This is a genomic window from Burkholderia sp. TSV86, from assembly GCF_001522865.1.
Taxonomy (GTDB): Bacteria; Pseudomonadota; Gammaproteobacteria; order Burkholderiales; family Burkholderiaceae; genus Burkholderia.
Window position 1 is genome coordinate 118,539 of the sequence record NZ_LOWB01000116.1, and the last position, 15,090, is coordinate 133,628.

Sequence of the window (15,090 nt, forward strand, 5' to 3'; positions counted from 1 at the left end):
AAAATGAAGAAGCGAGGAAGTTATATTTTTGGTTTTGTGCTCATATCTGCCATTGCTGCCGGCGGTATGTACATGACGCTTCAGCACTCAGCCGCCCAAGCGCAGGAGGGCAGTCAAAACGGCGGGCCCGCCACCCTGGTTGCAATGGCAAAAGTGGCGTCTGCGCCGTATGTCTACTATGTGGAAAACATAGGAAAGCTCGAAGCAAGACAGCAGACTTTGCTATCGGCGGAGGTGGGCGGCCGGGTCGCATCCATCAATTTCGATTCCGGAAAGGTGGTGAAGGTCGGCGACGTATTGGTCCGCATCAATGACGAACCGGAACAAGCCGAGTTGATTCGTTTGAGGGGCGAATTGGCGACGGCCAAGGCTCAATTGGATCGGGTGCAGGAGCTGCAGAAGACCGGTGCGGAGAGCCGTCGGGCATACGATGATGCAAAAGCGCAATACGACGCCGCGCGAGGGGGGCTCGAAAAAATTCTGGCCAACATCAACCAGAAAACGATTCGGGCTCCCTTTGACGGAATGCTGGGAATACGGCAGGTCCATCTCGGACAGTATCTGCAGGCCGGTAATCCAATTACGACTTTGACGAATCCGAATGGCATCAGAGTGGATTTCAATGTGTCGGAAAGCGATAACTCGAAGCTCCGGCCTGGTCAATCAGTGACGATCGTAACAGATAGTTATCCTGACAAAGTTTTCGAGGGGAAGATCAATGCGATCGATCCTCAGTTGAACGATTCGCATATCGTCAGCGTTCAAGCCGATCTCGTCGACAAGGAAAAGCTGTTGAGGCCCGGTATGTATGCGCGAGTCCGGGTGGCGGCTGAGCAGCGTAACGAACTGGTCATACCTGAATCGGCGATTACCTACAACGCCTATGGGGAAACCGTATTTCAGGTTTATAAGGACGATCACAAGCGCAGCCGTGTGCGCCGGGTGAATGTAAAGGTCGGTGAGCGTAGGGATGGTTACGTGGTTGTCGCAGCCGGTTTGAAGGACGGCGATGAAGTTGTGACGTCGGGGCAGGTGAAGCTGACCGATGGAGTATTGGTGCAACGAGGCGACGATTCGCTCGCTCTGAACAAGTCGGGCGGTACAGTGAAATGAAATTTACCGATATTTTTCTGCGCAGGCCGGTGCTTGCGTTGGTGGTGAGCACGCTGATACTCATGGCAGGTGTGATTTCGGTATTGAATTTGCCGATACGGCAATATCCGATGCTGGAAACCTCCACGATTACGATTACGACTCAATATCCTGGCGCGTCGTCGGATCTAATGCAGGGTTTCGTGACCCAGCCGATCAGCCAGGCCGTCGCGTCCGTCGAAGGGATCGATTACCTGTCGTCGACGTCCACGCAGGGGCGCAGTGTCGTCACGGTCCGCATGCAATTGAATAGCAATTCGATCGCTGCATTGACGGAGGTGATGGCCAAGGTGAATCAGGTCAAATACCGGCTGCCGGAAGGGGCCTATGATCCGGTTATCGAGCGGACGTCGGGCGGCTTTACGAGCGTGGTGTACGTCGCGTTCTCGAGCAAACAGCTTCCGATCCCGCAAGTCGCGGACTACATCTCCCGTGTGGTCGAACCGATGTTTGCCGGTATCGAAGGCGTTGCCAAAATTCAGGTGCTCGGTGGGCAGAGTCTCGCTATGCGGCTATGGCTCGATCCTCAACGCCTTGCTGCTTATGGCATTACCGGCGAGGATGTCGCCGCGGCCATTCGCGACAACAACTTCCAGGCTGCCCCAGGGCAGGTGAAGGGGCTGTATGTCGTGAGCGATTTGCGAGTCAATACCGACCTCAAGAATATCGAAGGATTCAAGAATCTGGTGCTCAAGAATGTCAACGGCGCGATCATTCGAGTCCGGGATGTCGGCACCGTGGAATTGAGCGCATCGTCCACGAATACCAGCGGCAGCATGAGCGATGTTCCTGCGATGTTCCTGGGATTGGACGCCGCCCCTACTGGCAATCCGCTCGTCATCGTAAAACGTGTTCGCGAGTTGATTCCCGAAATCGAAAAGACGCTTCCCCCAGGCGTGACGGTTCAAATTCCGTTCGAAGTCGCCACCTTCATCCAGGCTTCGATCGACGAGGTTGCGCATACGTTGCTCGAGGCGTTGGCGATCGTTATTTTGGTGATCTATCTGTGCCTGGGAACCTTCAGGACGGTGCTGATTCCGCTTGTCACGATTCCGTTGTCGATGTTCGGCGCAGCGATGCTCATGCACGTTTTTGGGTTCAGCCTGAATTTGCTGACTTTGCTGGCGATGGTATTGGCAATTGGGCTAGTGGTCGACGATGCGATTGTCGTGGTGGAAAACGTCCACCGGCATATCGAGGAAGGGCGCACGCCGTTTGATGCGGCATTGATCGGCGCACGAGAAGTTGCAGGCCCGGTTATCGCGATGACGCTGACGCTTGCTGCGGTATATGCGCCGATCGGCTTTATGGGCGGACTGACCGGCACGCTGTTCAAGGAATTTGCCCTGTCTCTTGCCGGATCGGTCGTGATTTCCGGTGTCGTTGCGCTCACGCTTTCGCCGATCATGAGCACTAAACTGCTGAGCGAAAAGACGAGCGAAGGCTACATGGCGGTCAAGGCCGAGAAGTTTTTCGAATATTTGGCCGTGCGCTATGGAAAGCTGCTCGGCAAATCGCTGCATCATCGGTGGATCACGTTGACCGTCGCGGTCGTGATATTCGTTAGTTTGCCAATTCTATATAAATCGGCCCAATCAGAATTGGCTCCGATCGAAGATCAGAACATTCTTCTGACAGCGATCAAAGCGCCGCAGCACGCAAACCTGCATTACCTGGAGGCATTCGCGCGCAAGTTCCATGAGGTAGGTAAAGGAATTCCCGAGAGTTATTCGACCTGGATCGCCAACGGTACGGACGGTTTTGCCAACAGCGTGGGCGGTCTCAATCTCGTGAAATGGCAGGATCGGAAGAGGGACGCCAATGCGATCCAGGCCGATCTGCAGAATCGAGTTGGCCAGATCGAGGGCACCAATCTCTTCGTTTTCCAGATGCCGCCTTTGCCGGGATCGACCGGAGGCCTTCCGGTGCAGATGGTCATCAGAAGTGATCAGGGGTACTCCGCGATCTATGACGCGATGAACAACCTGAAGAAGAAGGCGCGCGATAGCGGTTTGTTTGCGGTCGTCGACAGCGATCTCGACTACAACAATCCCGTTACCCAAGTCGAAGTGGATCGGGAGAAGGCGGGTTCTCTCGGTATTCGCATGAGCGACATCGGGCAAGCTTTGAACGGCTTGATTGGCGAGAATTACGTTAACCGATTCTCGTACTACGGACGGGCGTATGACGTTATTCCGATGTCGGTTGCGTCGCAGCGTCTTACTCCTGATGGGCTCAAGAATTACTATGTCCTGGATCGGAACGGCCGTCAGATTCCGTTATCCGAGGTTGCGCGCATCCGCATGAAAGTGGAGCCGAATGCTTTGACGCAGTTCAATCAGCTCAATTCGGCTACGTTCCAGGCTGTTCCCGCACCGGGAGTGGCATTGGGCGATGCCGTTGCCTTTCTTGAACGCGAAGCGGCCAATTTGCCAGTCGGCTTTTCTTATGACTGGCAATCCGACGCACGCCAGTATATTCAGGAGGGGAGCAAGCTGGTGTTGACCTTTGTCTTCGCGATGATCGTCATTTACCTGGTTTTGTCCGTCCAGTACGAAAGCTTCCGCGACCCGCTCATTATCCTGATCAGCGTTCCGTTGTCCATTTGCGGTGCGTTGCTGCCTTTGGCATTGGGATACACGTCGTTGAATATCTATACGCAGATCGGCTTGATTACGCTAATTGGGCTGATCAGCAAGCACGGGATCCTGATGGTCGCATTCGCGAACGAGCTTCAGGCTTCGGAAAATATCGGAAGACTGGAGGCCATTCACAAGGCCGCTCAGGTGCGTTTGCGCCCGATCTTGATGACCACGGCGGCCATGGTCGTCGGCCTTGCACCGCTTATTTTCGCCAGCGGCGCGGGAGCGAACAGCCGATTTGGGCTCGGACTCGTGATCGTAGTCGGCATGCTGATCGGAACGACTTTTACGCTGTTCATTTTGCCGACGTTCTATACGGTATTGGGTTCGAAGAAACACGTGTCGCACGTGGCTCCGCTGGAGACCGCGGCGGAAGCGTCATAACACCGGGAACTATTGCTATGTTGTCGACGCAGTTTAAGCTCGCATTGTCTGCGATTTCCGTTGCGGTTCTGGCCGGTTGTGTCAACTATGCCGGCATTCATGCGAAGGGAAAGCTGAATACACCGCAGGACATTCCATCCGAAACGGTATTGGACGTGCATGCTCCCGCGGCGGTGAATTGGCCGCAAGACAAGTGGTGGGAAAAATTCGAGGATCCGCAACTCAATCGGTTGATCCAGGATGCGCTGGCAAGTAATCCCGATATCGCGGAAGTTCAGGCCCGTATGGATCGTGCGACGGCCTTCATGGATTATGCGAATGCCGATCGGTATCCGAGCGTCGATGCAGGGGCCGGGATTTCCAGGAGCCGGCTAGCCCGAAGCGACGACTATGCAGGATTGGGCAATCGGTATATCACGCTCAGATCGCTGGATGTCCAATTCGGGTACACCTTCGATCTATGGGGTGGAAAGCGCGCTGCTTGGGAATCCGCGCTCAATCGCGCGACCGCGGCTGAGGTGGATGTGCAGTCGGCTCGTCTCAACCTGGCGGCGAGCGTGGCGAAGGCCTACAACCAGCTCGCGTTTTCGTGGGAGTTGCTCGATTTGTCCGAGCGGGATTTGGATCGCCTGGAAAAGATGCTCACGCTTTCCAAGCAACGGTTCAAACTCGGCTTGGATAATCAGTCTCAACTCAAGCTTGTCGAGGGACTCAGGAATCGCGCCAGTGCGCAAGCCATCGAGGGGAGAAACGATATTGAAATTTCGAAGCTTCAGTTGGCGACCCTGAGCGGCAAGGGGTTGGATAGAGCGCTCAGCATCCAAAGACCGCAGAGGATGAAACCGTACGTCGATGGACTGCCAAGCAACATTCCGGCCGAGCTATTGGGGCGCCGGCCTGACATTGTCGCGGCCCGCTTGCGGGTCGAGGCCGAATTGAAAAATACCGATGCCGTGAAGGCGGATTTTTATCCAAATATCAATTTGGTGGCATCCGTTGGCGTTCACTCGTTAATCGGTGATGGTTTTTTTGATAGCGTGAGTAAATTCTGGCGGATAGCGCCGGCAGTTACTTTGCCTATATTCGATGCCGGGAGATTGCGCTCGACTCTCAGAGCGAGCAATGCGGATTTGGATGTCGCAATTGCTCAATATAATAAGACATTGAATACTGCTTTTCACGATGTCGGTGCTTCTGCCACGCAAATCCACTCGCTTGCCGGCCAAGTATCGGAACAAGAAAAGGCTCGAGCCAGTACTTTTGAATCTTTTACGCTTGCGCATGACCGTTATAACGTAGGTCAAGATAGTTTCCTTGATTATCTTAATGCTGAGCGACAATTGATTTCAGATGAAACTCAATTGGCATTGCTTCGCAGTAAGCAAGTCGATGCTTCAATTTCGCTGCTGGTTGCCTTGGGAGGAGGATTTCGCACCGCGCATTGACTCGTGTTTCGACCCCAAGACTATGGTACCCAGATCGCTTGGGTGCCTTGGTTGGGGAGGGGCAATCCTCCTAAGGGATTGTCGGGATTTCAATCCGGGGTGCTTTGGTGTACAGTACGAAAACAATCGTATTGGCTAAATGTCAATAGATTGATTGCGAATTGTACCTTGGTGGCCCATGTTAACTGCTAATCATCCAACGAAAGAGCAGATTCGAATTGAAAATGTTCTAACTGCTCTTGGGAACCCTTTGAGATTAACGGTTTTTAAAGTTCTTGCTGATGGAGCTGAACATAACTGTGGAAGCATTCTTAAAGGGGCGACTAAATCTACCATGACCCATCATTGGCGTGTTTTGCGCGATGCTGGCGTCATTTGGCAACGTCCGTATGGCCGGGAAAATCTGTTGTCGTTACGGAAAGAGGATTTGGACGATCGTTTCCCTGGATTGATCGACAGTCTGCTGTCCGCGGTGCGTCATGATCCATTGACGCGTGAGATGGTGGCCATGAACGAGGTAACTGTTTGATCGAAACCCGTTACGGCGTTTATGGCCTCCCAACTTATTGAATGCATGTAAATGGGGCCTCAAATGCATTGGGTAGATTCGATCGACATTGATGTATTGCCTGTCGAAGCTTGCTGGCTGCAAGCCGGCGGCTCGTTGACGCGTAGGCTGCAGGCGTTGGGAGAATACTCGCTGTCCGTCGTCTCCGAGCACCGCGCATTTCCTCATGCCGATGAAATGGCGGGGCTTGAGGGCTTCGGCGCGCAGGATTGCTGGATTCGCGAGGTTGTCATGTCACTGGACGGGGTGCCTTGCGTGTGTGCCCGGACCTTGGTTCCCACCAGCGGAATCGATAGCGATTGGCAGGACGTTCGTAAATTGGGCAACGTCCCGTTGGGTCATCTTCTTTATCACCCGTCCATCACTCGAACCTGTTTCGAATACTCGGTAGTCGAAGGCCGTTCGCCTTTGGCGGATCTTTCATTGCGATTCGGACGTATTTCCGGCCGTCGCTTGGCGCGGCGTTCCCGCTTTTTTAAGTCAGAGATTCCTATCCAGGTTTCGGAGTGCTTTTTGCCGGATTTCTGGTCGTTCGCGGCGCCTCAGGTACTGGAGGCGGAATGTGCGGGCTGACCCGTCATCGATCGAGGCATCGCCGGGAGATTGCTTGCCGATCGGGAATTCGGAATTGAGGCGGCATCGAGCGGGGCGGGCGTCAATCGGAAGCAACGAGACAAAGGGAATTTGGGAAAGGGTGAACCTTGCAAAGGGCATGACGCGGATCCACCCTTCTTTCGTTCCTCGGTTCGCATTGCTTACGGAGTGCGCCTCGGCGGAAAAAGCGCCTGGGCGCCAGGCGCCCAGGCTAAGCCACTCCAAACGGAGCGGCGGAGGTTAGGGGCCCGATGTCGATAACAAAGGCAGCGAGCCGAATAACTTGCTTGCCGCACAAATCATCATGCGCGGCTACTGAACTGCGTAGCCGCGTGATTCTTGCTTACTGTCCAAAATAGATCGATTGACGTGGCGAACTGCCGACCGGCGCGCCGGCATGTGCGACAGGGGCGGCTTGTGCGCCGTAGCCGCTCGTATCGGCAGAACCTTGTACGCGTGCTTGTGCAGCCTGGATGTCGGCCGGATAGTACGGGCTCGATACACCCGGATGGTAACCAGCTTTCTCGAGCTGAACCAACTCCGCGCGGACCTGGGCGCGGGTCACGGGCTCGTTGGATTGCGCAATTGCACTGAACGAAGCGCCAACGGCGCAAGCGGCAGTAATAGCGTAAATAAGCGTTTTCATAAAAACCTCCGAATATTTTGTCTTCACTTCGCTTTCGGCGGGTTCGCTTAAGCGATTGGTTACATCGTAGTCATCGGGGTCCTACGGGTAAACGCTCGGTTGCGCGAAAGATCTTTGCGGGAACGGAAAAAATGGAGCGGGCGGAGGTGATGTGCAAAGCGCAGGGAATTGTGTTGCGTAGTTGCGCTTTCAACGGACGTAAGCTGCCGATTCTCCGCTCGATGCGCTGCCGTGCAGGTCCGACTCAGGCGCATCCAAATACTGCACGCCGGTCAATTGCTCCGATTTTTCCCAGAGGCGCGCACTTATCGCCGTGTCGCGTGCTTGATGGGGAATGCGCGCGGCAGCCGGGTAGCCGCGTGTTTCGCACATACGCGCGGGACCGACGTATGCGCCTGCACCGAGATGCGGCGAGGTTGCCGCGTGGATCGCGGGCAGTGCGCCCACGTCGGCGGGCTGGGCGGCGAACCGGTTTGATACGCGCATCGCGAGTGTGCCGAGCGGGGAGTTTTCCATTGCCGGTCCTGCGAATTGCAGATTGGTCGCGGCATAACCCGGATGCGCTGCGGCACTCAGTATCGGCAGCCCCGCCAGTTCGAGGCGGCGCTGCAGTTCGAGCGAAAACATCAAGTTGGCGAGCTTGCTATCGCAGTAGGCGCGGTACTTATTGTAGCCTTGCTCGGCAAGCATGTTGTCCAGACGAATCTTGCCGAACCGGCTGAAGCCACTTGACATCGTCACGATGCGCGCGCGGGCTGACTTGCGCAGCGCGGGCAGCAACAGGCCCGTCAGTGCGAAATGGCCGAGATGGTTGGTTCCCATCTGCATTTCGAAGCCGTCGTGTGTATGGCGCAGGGGCAGGAACATTACGCCTGCGTTGTTGCAGAGAATGTCGACGCGGCCGTGGCTATCGATGACGGTATCGGCAAAGCGGCGGACCGACGAGAGATCCGCGAGGTCGAGCGGCATGACCTCGACGAGCGCGCGGGCATGTTTATGACGGATTGCATGCGCGGCGTGTTCGCCCTTTCCGCTATCCCGGCATCCCATCACGATTTGGGCACCTTTGGCAGCGAGCGTTTCCGCGATTTGCCAGCCGAGGCCGCTGTTAGCTCCCGTCACGACGGCGACTTTGCCGCGTTGGGGCGGCACATGCTGTTCGCTCCATTGATGCACCTTGGTCTCCGTCGATGAGTGCTGGACTGCAGCGCGTCGGATTCGGCATATTGATGCCCCGGCATTTCCGGCGGCCTGCGCACACCAACCGTTACATTGATAAATGTTACAGTAGTGTCGGCTATCAAAGAAAACAAGGGACGGGCTAGAGACGCAGTTCTACAAGCGCCGCGGCATACACGGGCGAACCGGCCGAATGACTTGTTACTTGTTGCCCGAATGGCCGAGCACTTCGGCGGCGGAGATCATCGCGCCCGCATTGGTTGGGGCCGGGCGCTCGGCGGGACGAAACACCTCGTCGCCGCGATGGATGACTTGGCGCGACAGCGCACAGGTGCCGGTGCGTTGCGCGAAGCGGCGGCGCCAGCGCTGCTCGCCATAGTGACAGCGGCCGGGCTCGACCCAGCGGACGACGAGCAACGTTTCAGAACGTTCGAGAATTTCGACGTGAACGTCGACGGGATCGAGCACAGGCAGGGAGTGGGAGGGCTTCATATTGCCGTTTCCTAAAGCTCGTGCGGTATCGGCCTAGGCAGTCATTGCAACCGCGTTGCGTCGATTCCGTAGCGATTTCCATGAGTGATTGCGGTAAATGTAAGCGGGCTCGCCGGGAAAAAACATCCTGCTTAGGTCAAATTACTTTTTGTCGATTCGGAAACAATCGGCTGTGATTGCGGGTGCCGGGTGGCTGCGTATTTTCCCTGATTCGCCGGCGAATCTGATCTGACGGGGCAGAAACGATCCTATAATCTCGCCTGCCTTACCTGCGGCCGCCGGCGTATCCGTCCGGCGTGCGGCCTGGTAAGCGGGGCAGGCGAAACGCTTGCGCAATACAAGACGCATCACGTTGTCTTTCCGAACCAAGGTCTTCCATTGCGGAAGATCGACACAGCCGGGCCCCGCGAGCACTTTCCTTCTGCAGGTCCGTCTTTCCGCTTGGACGTTTCAGCCGTCTCGTCCACGGGTGTTGTTCGATTGCGCAAGTCATGCTGCCTTGCCCGTATGACTAAACCAATCGAGGAGCTCCTGATGACTTTGTTCCGTCTTTCGACCCTTTCCGTCGCCGCGATGCTCGTTGCCGCCGGCGCGGCCGCTCATGCGGAAACCGTGAAAATCGCCATCGCCGGTCCGCTCAGCGGCTCGGTCGCGCAGTACGGCGACATGGTCAAGGCCGGCGCGCTCACGGCGATCGAGCAAATCAACGCGGCGGGCGGCGCGGGCGGCAATAAGTTCGAGGCCGTGCTGATCGACGACGCGTGCGAGCCGAAGCAGGCGGTGGCAGTGGCGAACAAGATCGTCAGCCAGAAGATCAAGTATGTGATTGGCCACGTGTGCTCGGGTTCGACGATTCCCGCGTCCGATATCTACGAGAACGAAGGGATCGTGATGATCACGCCGTCGGCAACCGCGCCGCAGCTCACCGAAGGCAAGAAGCGCAAGTTCATCTTCCGCACGATCGGCCGTGACGATCAGCAGGGGCCGGCCGCCGCGCAGTACATCATCGCCAAGACCAAGCCGAAGAAGGTGGCGGTGCTGCACGACAAGCAATCGTATGGTCAGGGCATCGCGACGTCGGTGAAGCGTGACCTCGAAGCCGCGAAGATTCCGGTCGTGCTCTTCGAGGGGATCAACGCGGGTGATTCGGACTACTCGGCGATCGTCACGAAACTGAAATCGCAGGGCGTTGATTTCGTATACTTCGGCGGCTATCACCCGGAGATGGGCCTGTTGATGCGCCAGGCGCGCGAGCAGGGCGTGAACGCGCAGTTCATGGGGCCGGAGGGCGTCGGCAACAAGGACGTGACCGCGATCGCCGGGCCGGCGTCTGAAGGGATGCTCGTCACGCTGCCGGCTGATTTCTCCGCCGATCCGGCCAACGCGGCGATCGTGAAGGCGTTCGCCGACAAGAAGCGCGATCCGAACGGCCCGTTCCAGATGCCGGCGTACTCGGGAGTCAAGATCATTGCCGATGCGATCATCGGCGCCAAATCGACGGACCCGACGAAGGTCGCCGCATATATCCACCAGCACAACTTCGACACGCCGATCGGCAAGGTGTCGTACGACGCGCAGGGCGACCTGAAAGCGTTCAAGTTCGTGGTCTACAAATGGCATAAAGACGCGACCAAGACGGCCGTCAATTAAAACGAAGTATCTGCCCGCCCGGGCCTAGGTCCGCCCCGCCGGAAGTTCGCGCGGGGCGATGCGCATTGGCCGTGGCCCGACGGCGCCATCGCGTGAGCGGCGGCCGCCGCGGCGGGTGTGTCGAGATCGGGCGTTCGTGCGCCGCGGGCGGCGTCGCTTCATGAGCGGCGACGCAGCGGCGCGCCGGCGCGAACCGGGACTTCCCGCATGAATGAATTCTTTCCGCAGTTTGCCCAGCAGCTCGTCAACGGCCTGACGCTGGGCGCGATCTATGCATTGATCGCGATCGGCTACTCGATGGTCTACGGGATCATCGGCATGATCAATTTCGCGCACGGCGAGATCTATATGATCGGCGCATACGTGGGCCTCGTGACGCTCACGGCGATCGGCACGTCCGCCGGTTACCCGCTGCCGCTCGTGCTTGGCGCGGCGCTCGTCGTATCGGTCATCGTGACGGGCGCTTACGGATTCGCGGTCGAGCGCGTCGCCTATCGGCCGTTGCGCGGCGGCCCGCGCCTCGTTCCGCTGATCTCGGCGATCGGCATGTCGATCTTTCTTCAGAACTATATCCAGATCGGCCAGGGCGCGCGCGACGTTTCGGTGCCGGTGCTGATCTCCGGCGCGTTCGATATCCATCTGGGCGGCAATTTCGACGTCACGGTGCCATACGCGCGTTTGCTGATCGTCTGCGTGACGGTCGTGCTGATGATCGCGCTCACGCTGTTCATCGCGCATTCGCGCATGGGGCGCGCGTGCCGCGCATGCGCCGAGGATATGCGAATGGCGAACCTGCTCGGCATCGACACGAACCGCGTGATCTCGTTTACGTTCGTGCTCGGCGCGATGCTCGCCGCGGTCGGCGGCGTGCTGATCGGGCTGACGATCGGCAAGCTCAATCCTTATATCGGCTTCGTCGCGGGGATCAAGGCATTTACGGCGGCCGTGCTGGGCGGCATCGGCAGTATTCCCGGCGCGATGCTGGGCGGCGTGCTGCTCGGCCTTGCAGAGACTTTCGCGTCGGGCTACATGCCCGCCGAGTATAAGGACGTGGTCGCCTTCGGCCTCCTCGTGCTGATCCTGCTGTTCCGCCCGACTGGCCTGCTCGGCAAGTCGGACATCGAAAAGGTTTGAGATTGTCCATGAATCAAGCGACTACTCTTCGCCGCCCGGGCGCCGGCGCGCCGGGCCAGACGCTCAAGCATGCTGTGTTCGCCGCCGTGCTGACGGCGATCCTCACGGTGCCGATCCTCGGCCTGCAATTGAAGCTCGACGGCTATCAGGTTGTGCTCAATGCGCACTGGCGGCCGGTCTGGATCGCGGTCGGCGCCGTGTTCCTGTTCCAGTTGTTCCAGCCGGCCTTCGCGCGCGCGAAGGCCGCGGTGCGCGTGCCCGCGCTGCCGCCGCTGGGCGCGCAGCAGCAGCGCTTCGTCATCTGGGCACTCATCGCGCTCGGTTTCGTGTGGCCGTTTTTTGGCTCGCGCGGCGCGATCGATGTCGCGACGCTCGCGCTCATCTACGTGATTCTCGGTCTCGGGCTGAACATCGTCGTCGGCTTCGCGGGGCTGCTCGATCTCGGCTACGTCGGCTTCTATGCGGTCGGCGGCTATACGTATGCGCTCCTCAACCATTACTTCGGCTTTACGTTCTGGCAATGCCTGCCGCTCGCGGCGCTCGCGTCGGCAACGTTCGGTTTTCTGCTGGGCTTCCCGGTGCTGCGGCTGCGCGGCGACTACCTGGCGATCGTCACGCTCGGCTTCGGCGAGATCATCCGGTTGCTCGCGAACAATCTGACGAGCATCACGGGCGGCCCGGACGGTATCTCCGATATCCCAAAGCCGACGGTGTTCGGCTTCGAGATGGCGCGCACCGCGAGCGTCGATGGCGCGAGAACGTTCCATGAGCTGCTTGGGCTCGAATACAGCAGCGAGCACGTCGTGATCTTCATGTATCTGCTTGCGCTCGTGCTCGTCTGCTTCACGCTGTTCGTGACGAGCCGGCTGATCCGCATGCCGATGGGCCGTGCGTGGGAAGCGTTGCGCGACGACGAGATCGCATGCCGCTCGCTTGGACTCAACCCCACGCGTATCAAGCTGTCGGCGTTCACGCTCGGCGCGTCGTTCGCGGGCATCGGCGGCGCATTCTTCGCGGCGCGTCAGGGGCTTGTGAACCCCGAGTCGTTCACGTTCATCGAATCCGCACTGATTCTCGCGATCGTCGTGCTGGGCGGGATGGGCTCGCAACTCGGCGTGATCCTGGCCGCAATCCTGTTGACCGTGCTGCCGGAGGCCGCGCGCGGGTTCGCCGAATACCGGATGCTGATGTTCGGCCTCGTGATGGTGTTGATGATGATGTGGCGTCCTCAAGGTTTGTTGCCGGCGAGCCGTCCGCATGTGGAGTTGCCGCAATGAACGTGACGACCGAGATGTTGAAGGTATCCGGGCTGCAGATGCGTTTCGGCGGCCTGCTCGCGGTGGACGGCGTCGGTTTCGACGTGTTCCGCGACGAGGTGTTTGCAATCATCGGACCGAACGGCGCGGGCAAGACGACGGTGTTCAATTGCATCGGCGGGTTTTATCGGCCGACGGGCGGCAGCGTGGTGCTCGACGGCCAGGCGATCGGCGGCTTGCCGAGCCATCAGGTCGCGCGCAAGGGGCTTGTACGGACGTTCCAGAACATTCGTCTGTTCAAGTCGCTGACGGTCGTCGAGAACCTGCTCGTCGCGCAGCATCGGCAAGTGAAGTCGGGGCTGTTGCATGGATTGTTCGCGACGCCGGCCTACCGGCGCGCGGAGCGCGACGCGTTGGCGCAGGCGGCGACGTGGCTCGAGCGGATGCAATTGACGGCGGTCGCGAACCGGCCCGCGGGCACGTTGTCGTATGGCCATCAGCGCCGCCTGGAAATCGCGCGCTGCATGATCACGAACCCACGCCTGCTGATGCTCGACGAGCCGGCCGCCGGGTTGAATCCGCAGGAGAAGGTCGAGCTTCAGCAATTGATCGACCGGCTGCGTCGCGAGTTCGGCGTCGCGGTGTTGTTGATCGAGCATGACATGAGCCTCGTGATGGGCGTCTCCGATCGCATTCTGGTGATGGAGCACGGCCGGCCGATCATGATCGGCAAGCCCGATGAAGTGCGCAACGATCCGCGCGTGATCAAGGCCTATCTGGGAGAGGAGTGATGCTGAAGCTGGAGCAGGTCCACACGCATTACGGCGCGGTCGAGGCGCTGTCGGGCGTGTCGATCGAAGTGAACAAGGGCGAGATCGTGACGCTGATCGGCAGCAATGGCGCGGGCAAGACGACGCTGATGATGACGGTGTGCGGCACGCCGCGCGCGTCGAGCGGGCGTGTGCTGTTCGAAGGCGAGGAGATTACCGGGCGGCCTACGCACGAAATCATGCGGCTGGGGCTCGCGATCTCGCCGGAGGGCCGGCGCGTGTTTCCGAGCCTTACGGTGCTCGAAAATCTGAAGATGGGCGGTTTTTTTGCAAGCCGGGATGAGATCGAGACGGGCATCGAGCACGTCTACCGGCTGTTTCCGCGGCTGAAGGAGCGTTCGGGGCAACGGGCGGGCACGATGTCGGGCGGCGAGCAGCAGATGCTCGCGATCGGCCGCGCGCTGATGAGCCGGCCGCGTCTGCTGTTGCTCGACGAGCCGACGCTCGGCCTCGCGCCGCTCGTGATCGCGCAGATCTTCGACATCATCCGCACGATCCGCGACGAGGGCGTGACGGTGTTTCTCGTCGAGCAGAATGCGAACAAGGCGCTGCAGGTGGCCGATCGCGGTTATGTGCTGGAGACGGGGCGGGTGGTGCTTGCGGACACCGGCGCGAATCTGCTCGCGAACGATCAGATCAGGCGCGCGTATCTCGGCGGGTGAGCGCGGCGCCGGGCGGGCCTTGCAGACCGGGGTTCGCTGCGGCGTCTGACGGCGGTGCCCGTGCAGCGGCTGGCGCGGCGTTGCGGTGCCGACAGCGCGCCGGCAATGGCGAAGCTTCCGACCGGCAAGGCGCCGCCGCTCATCGCCACTCGGCTTCCGGCACTTCGATGACGAGATCGGAGCGGGCGATCGCCACACAGGGCAGGATCAATCCTTGCGCTTTTTCATCGGCGCTAACGCCGGGCCATTCGATCCGATAGCTGATCGCTCCGTCGCGCAGCCTGCACAAGCAGGTGCGGCACGTGCCGTTGCGGCATGAGCGTGGCAACGATATGCCGGCAAAACCGGCGGCTTCCAGCAGCGACAGCGATTCGGGCGCTTCGAAATCGGCGCCGAGCGGCTCGACGCGCACCCGGTGCCGGCGTTCTTCCAATGCGCTCATGCCAGTGGGGCGCG

The 15,090-nt window shown here is 59.1% G+C and carries 14 protein-coding genes; 10 read left to right on the forward strand and 4 right to left on the reverse strand.

Features of this window, described 5'->3' with window-relative positions; genetic code table 11:
- Positions 1 to 3: 3 nt before the first annotated feature.
- The 5 genes from WS68_RS22085 (at position 4) to WS68_RS22100 (ending at position 6,764) form a co-directional block, all read left to right on the forward strand.
- The gene (locus WS68_RS22085) at positions 4 to 1,113 is read left to right on the forward strand and encodes an efflux RND transporter periplasmic adaptor subunit (protein ID WP_082710212.1); all 1,110 of its coding nucleotides are present in this window, start codon (positions 4 to 6) and stop codon (positions 1,111 to 1,113) included.
- Positions 1,110 to 4,178 carry a MexW/MexI family multidrug efflux RND transporter permease subunit gene (locus WS68_RS22090; RefSeq protein ID WP_059572773.1) on the forward strand — a complete coding sequence of 1,023 codons (3,069 nt, stop codon included), beginning with the start codon at positions 1,110 to 1,112 and terminating at the stop codon, positions 4,176 to 4,178. Before WS68_RS22085 ends, WS68_RS22090 begins: the two co-directional genes overlap by 4 nt.
- A 17-nt stretch (positions 4,179 to 4,195) precedes the next feature.
- A complete protein-coding gene (locus WS68_RS22095) occupies positions 4,196 to 5,623 on the forward strand; it encodes an efflux transporter outer membrane subunit (protein ID WP_059572774.1) in 1,428 nt (475 codons plus the stop codon).
- A 178-nt stretch (positions 5,624 to 5,801) separates the two neighbouring features.
- A complete protein-coding gene (locus WS68_RS26695) occupies positions 5,802 to 6,152 on the forward strand; it encodes an ArsR/SmtB family transcription factor (protein WP_082710213.1) in 351 nt (116 codons plus the stop codon).
- Positions 6,153 to 6,215: 63 nt separating this feature from the next.
- Positions 6,216 to 6,764 carry a chorismate--pyruvate lyase family protein gene (locus tag WS68_RS22100; RefSeq protein WP_059572775.1) on the forward strand — a complete coding sequence of 183 codons (549 nt, stop codon included), beginning with the start codon at positions 6,216 to 6,218 and terminating at the stop codon, positions 6,762 to 6,764.
- Positions 6,765 to 7,128: 364 nt separating this feature from the next.
- On the opposite strand, the gene WS68_RS26700 is transcribed toward WS68_RS22100, so the two are convergent.
- The 3 genes from WS68_RS26700 to WS68_RS22110 all read right to left on the reverse strand — a co-directional run bounded on the left by WS68_RS26700 (position 7,129) and on the right by WS68_RS22110 (position 9,102).
- A complete protein-coding gene (locus WS68_RS26700; RefSeq protein WP_082710215.1) occupies positions 7,129 to 7,431 on the reverse strand; it encodes a DUF4148 domain-containing protein in 303 nt (100 codons plus the stop codon).
- 189 nt (positions 7,432 to 7,620) lie between these two features.
- Positions 7,621 to 8,607: an oxidoreductase gene (locus WS68_RS22105; protein ID WP_059572776.1), complete on the reverse strand. Its 987-nt coding sequence runs from the start codon at positions 8,605 to 8,607 to the stop codon at positions 7,621 to 7,623.
- 204 nt (positions 8,608 to 8,811) lie between these two features.
- Complete coding sequence (locus WS68_RS22110; RefSeq protein WP_059572777.1) at positions 8,812 to 9,102, reverse strand: DUF3331 domain-containing protein; 291 nt, start codon at positions 9,100 to 9,102, stop codon at positions 8,812 to 8,814.
- 534 nt (positions 9,103 to 9,636) lie between these two features.
- Here WS68_RS22110 and WS68_RS22115 point away from each other — a divergent pair.
- The 5 genes from WS68_RS22115 to WS68_RS22135 all read left to right on the forward strand — a co-directional run bounded on the left by WS68_RS22115 (position 9,637) and on the right by WS68_RS22135 (position 14,634).
- A complete protein-coding gene (locus tag WS68_RS22115; RefSeq protein ID WP_059572778.1) occupies positions 9,637 to 10,752 on the forward strand; it encodes a branched-chain amino acid ABC transporter substrate-binding protein in 1,116 nt (371 codons plus the stop codon).
- Positions 10,753 to 10,959: 207 nt separating this feature from the next.
- Positions 10,960 to 11,886, forward strand: a complete 927-nt coding sequence (gene livH, locus WS68_RS22120) for a high-affinity branched-chain amino acid ABC transporter permease LivH (protein ID WP_059514802.1) — start codon at positions 10,960 to 10,962, stop codon at positions 11,884 to 11,886.
- 8 nt (positions 11,887 to 11,894) lie between these two features.
- Positions 11,895 to 13,163, forward strand: a complete 1,269-nt coding sequence (locus tag WS68_RS22125; RefSeq protein ID WP_059572779.1) for a high-affinity branched-chain amino acid ABC transporter permease LivM — start codon at positions 11,895 to 11,897, stop codon at positions 13,161 to 13,163.
- A complete protein-coding gene (gene livG, locus WS68_RS22130) occupies positions 13,160 to 13,933 on the forward strand; it encodes a high-affinity branched-chain amino acid ABC transporter ATP-binding protein LivG (RefSeq protein ID WP_059572780.1) in 774 nt (257 codons plus the stop codon). The genes WS68_RS22125 and livG overlap by 4 nt, the downstream gene beginning before the upstream one ends.
- The gene (locus WS68_RS22135) at positions 13,933 to 14,634 is read left to right on the forward strand and encodes an ABC transporter ATP-binding protein (protein ID WP_059572781.1); all 702 of its coding nucleotides are present in this window, start codon (positions 13,933 to 13,935) and stop codon (positions 14,632 to 14,634) included. Before livG ends, WS68_RS22135 begins: the two co-directional genes overlap by 1 nt.
- Positions 14,635 to 14,773: 139 nt before the next feature.
- Here WS68_RS22135 and WS68_RS22140 read toward each other — a convergent pair whose 3' ends face one another.
- Positions 14,774 to 15,076, reverse strand: a complete 303-nt coding sequence (locus WS68_RS22140) for a 2Fe-2S iron-sulfur cluster-binding protein (protein ID WP_059572782.1) — start codon at positions 15,074 to 15,076, stop codon at positions 14,774 to 14,776.
- Positions 15,077 to 15,090: the final 14 nt, after the last annotated feature.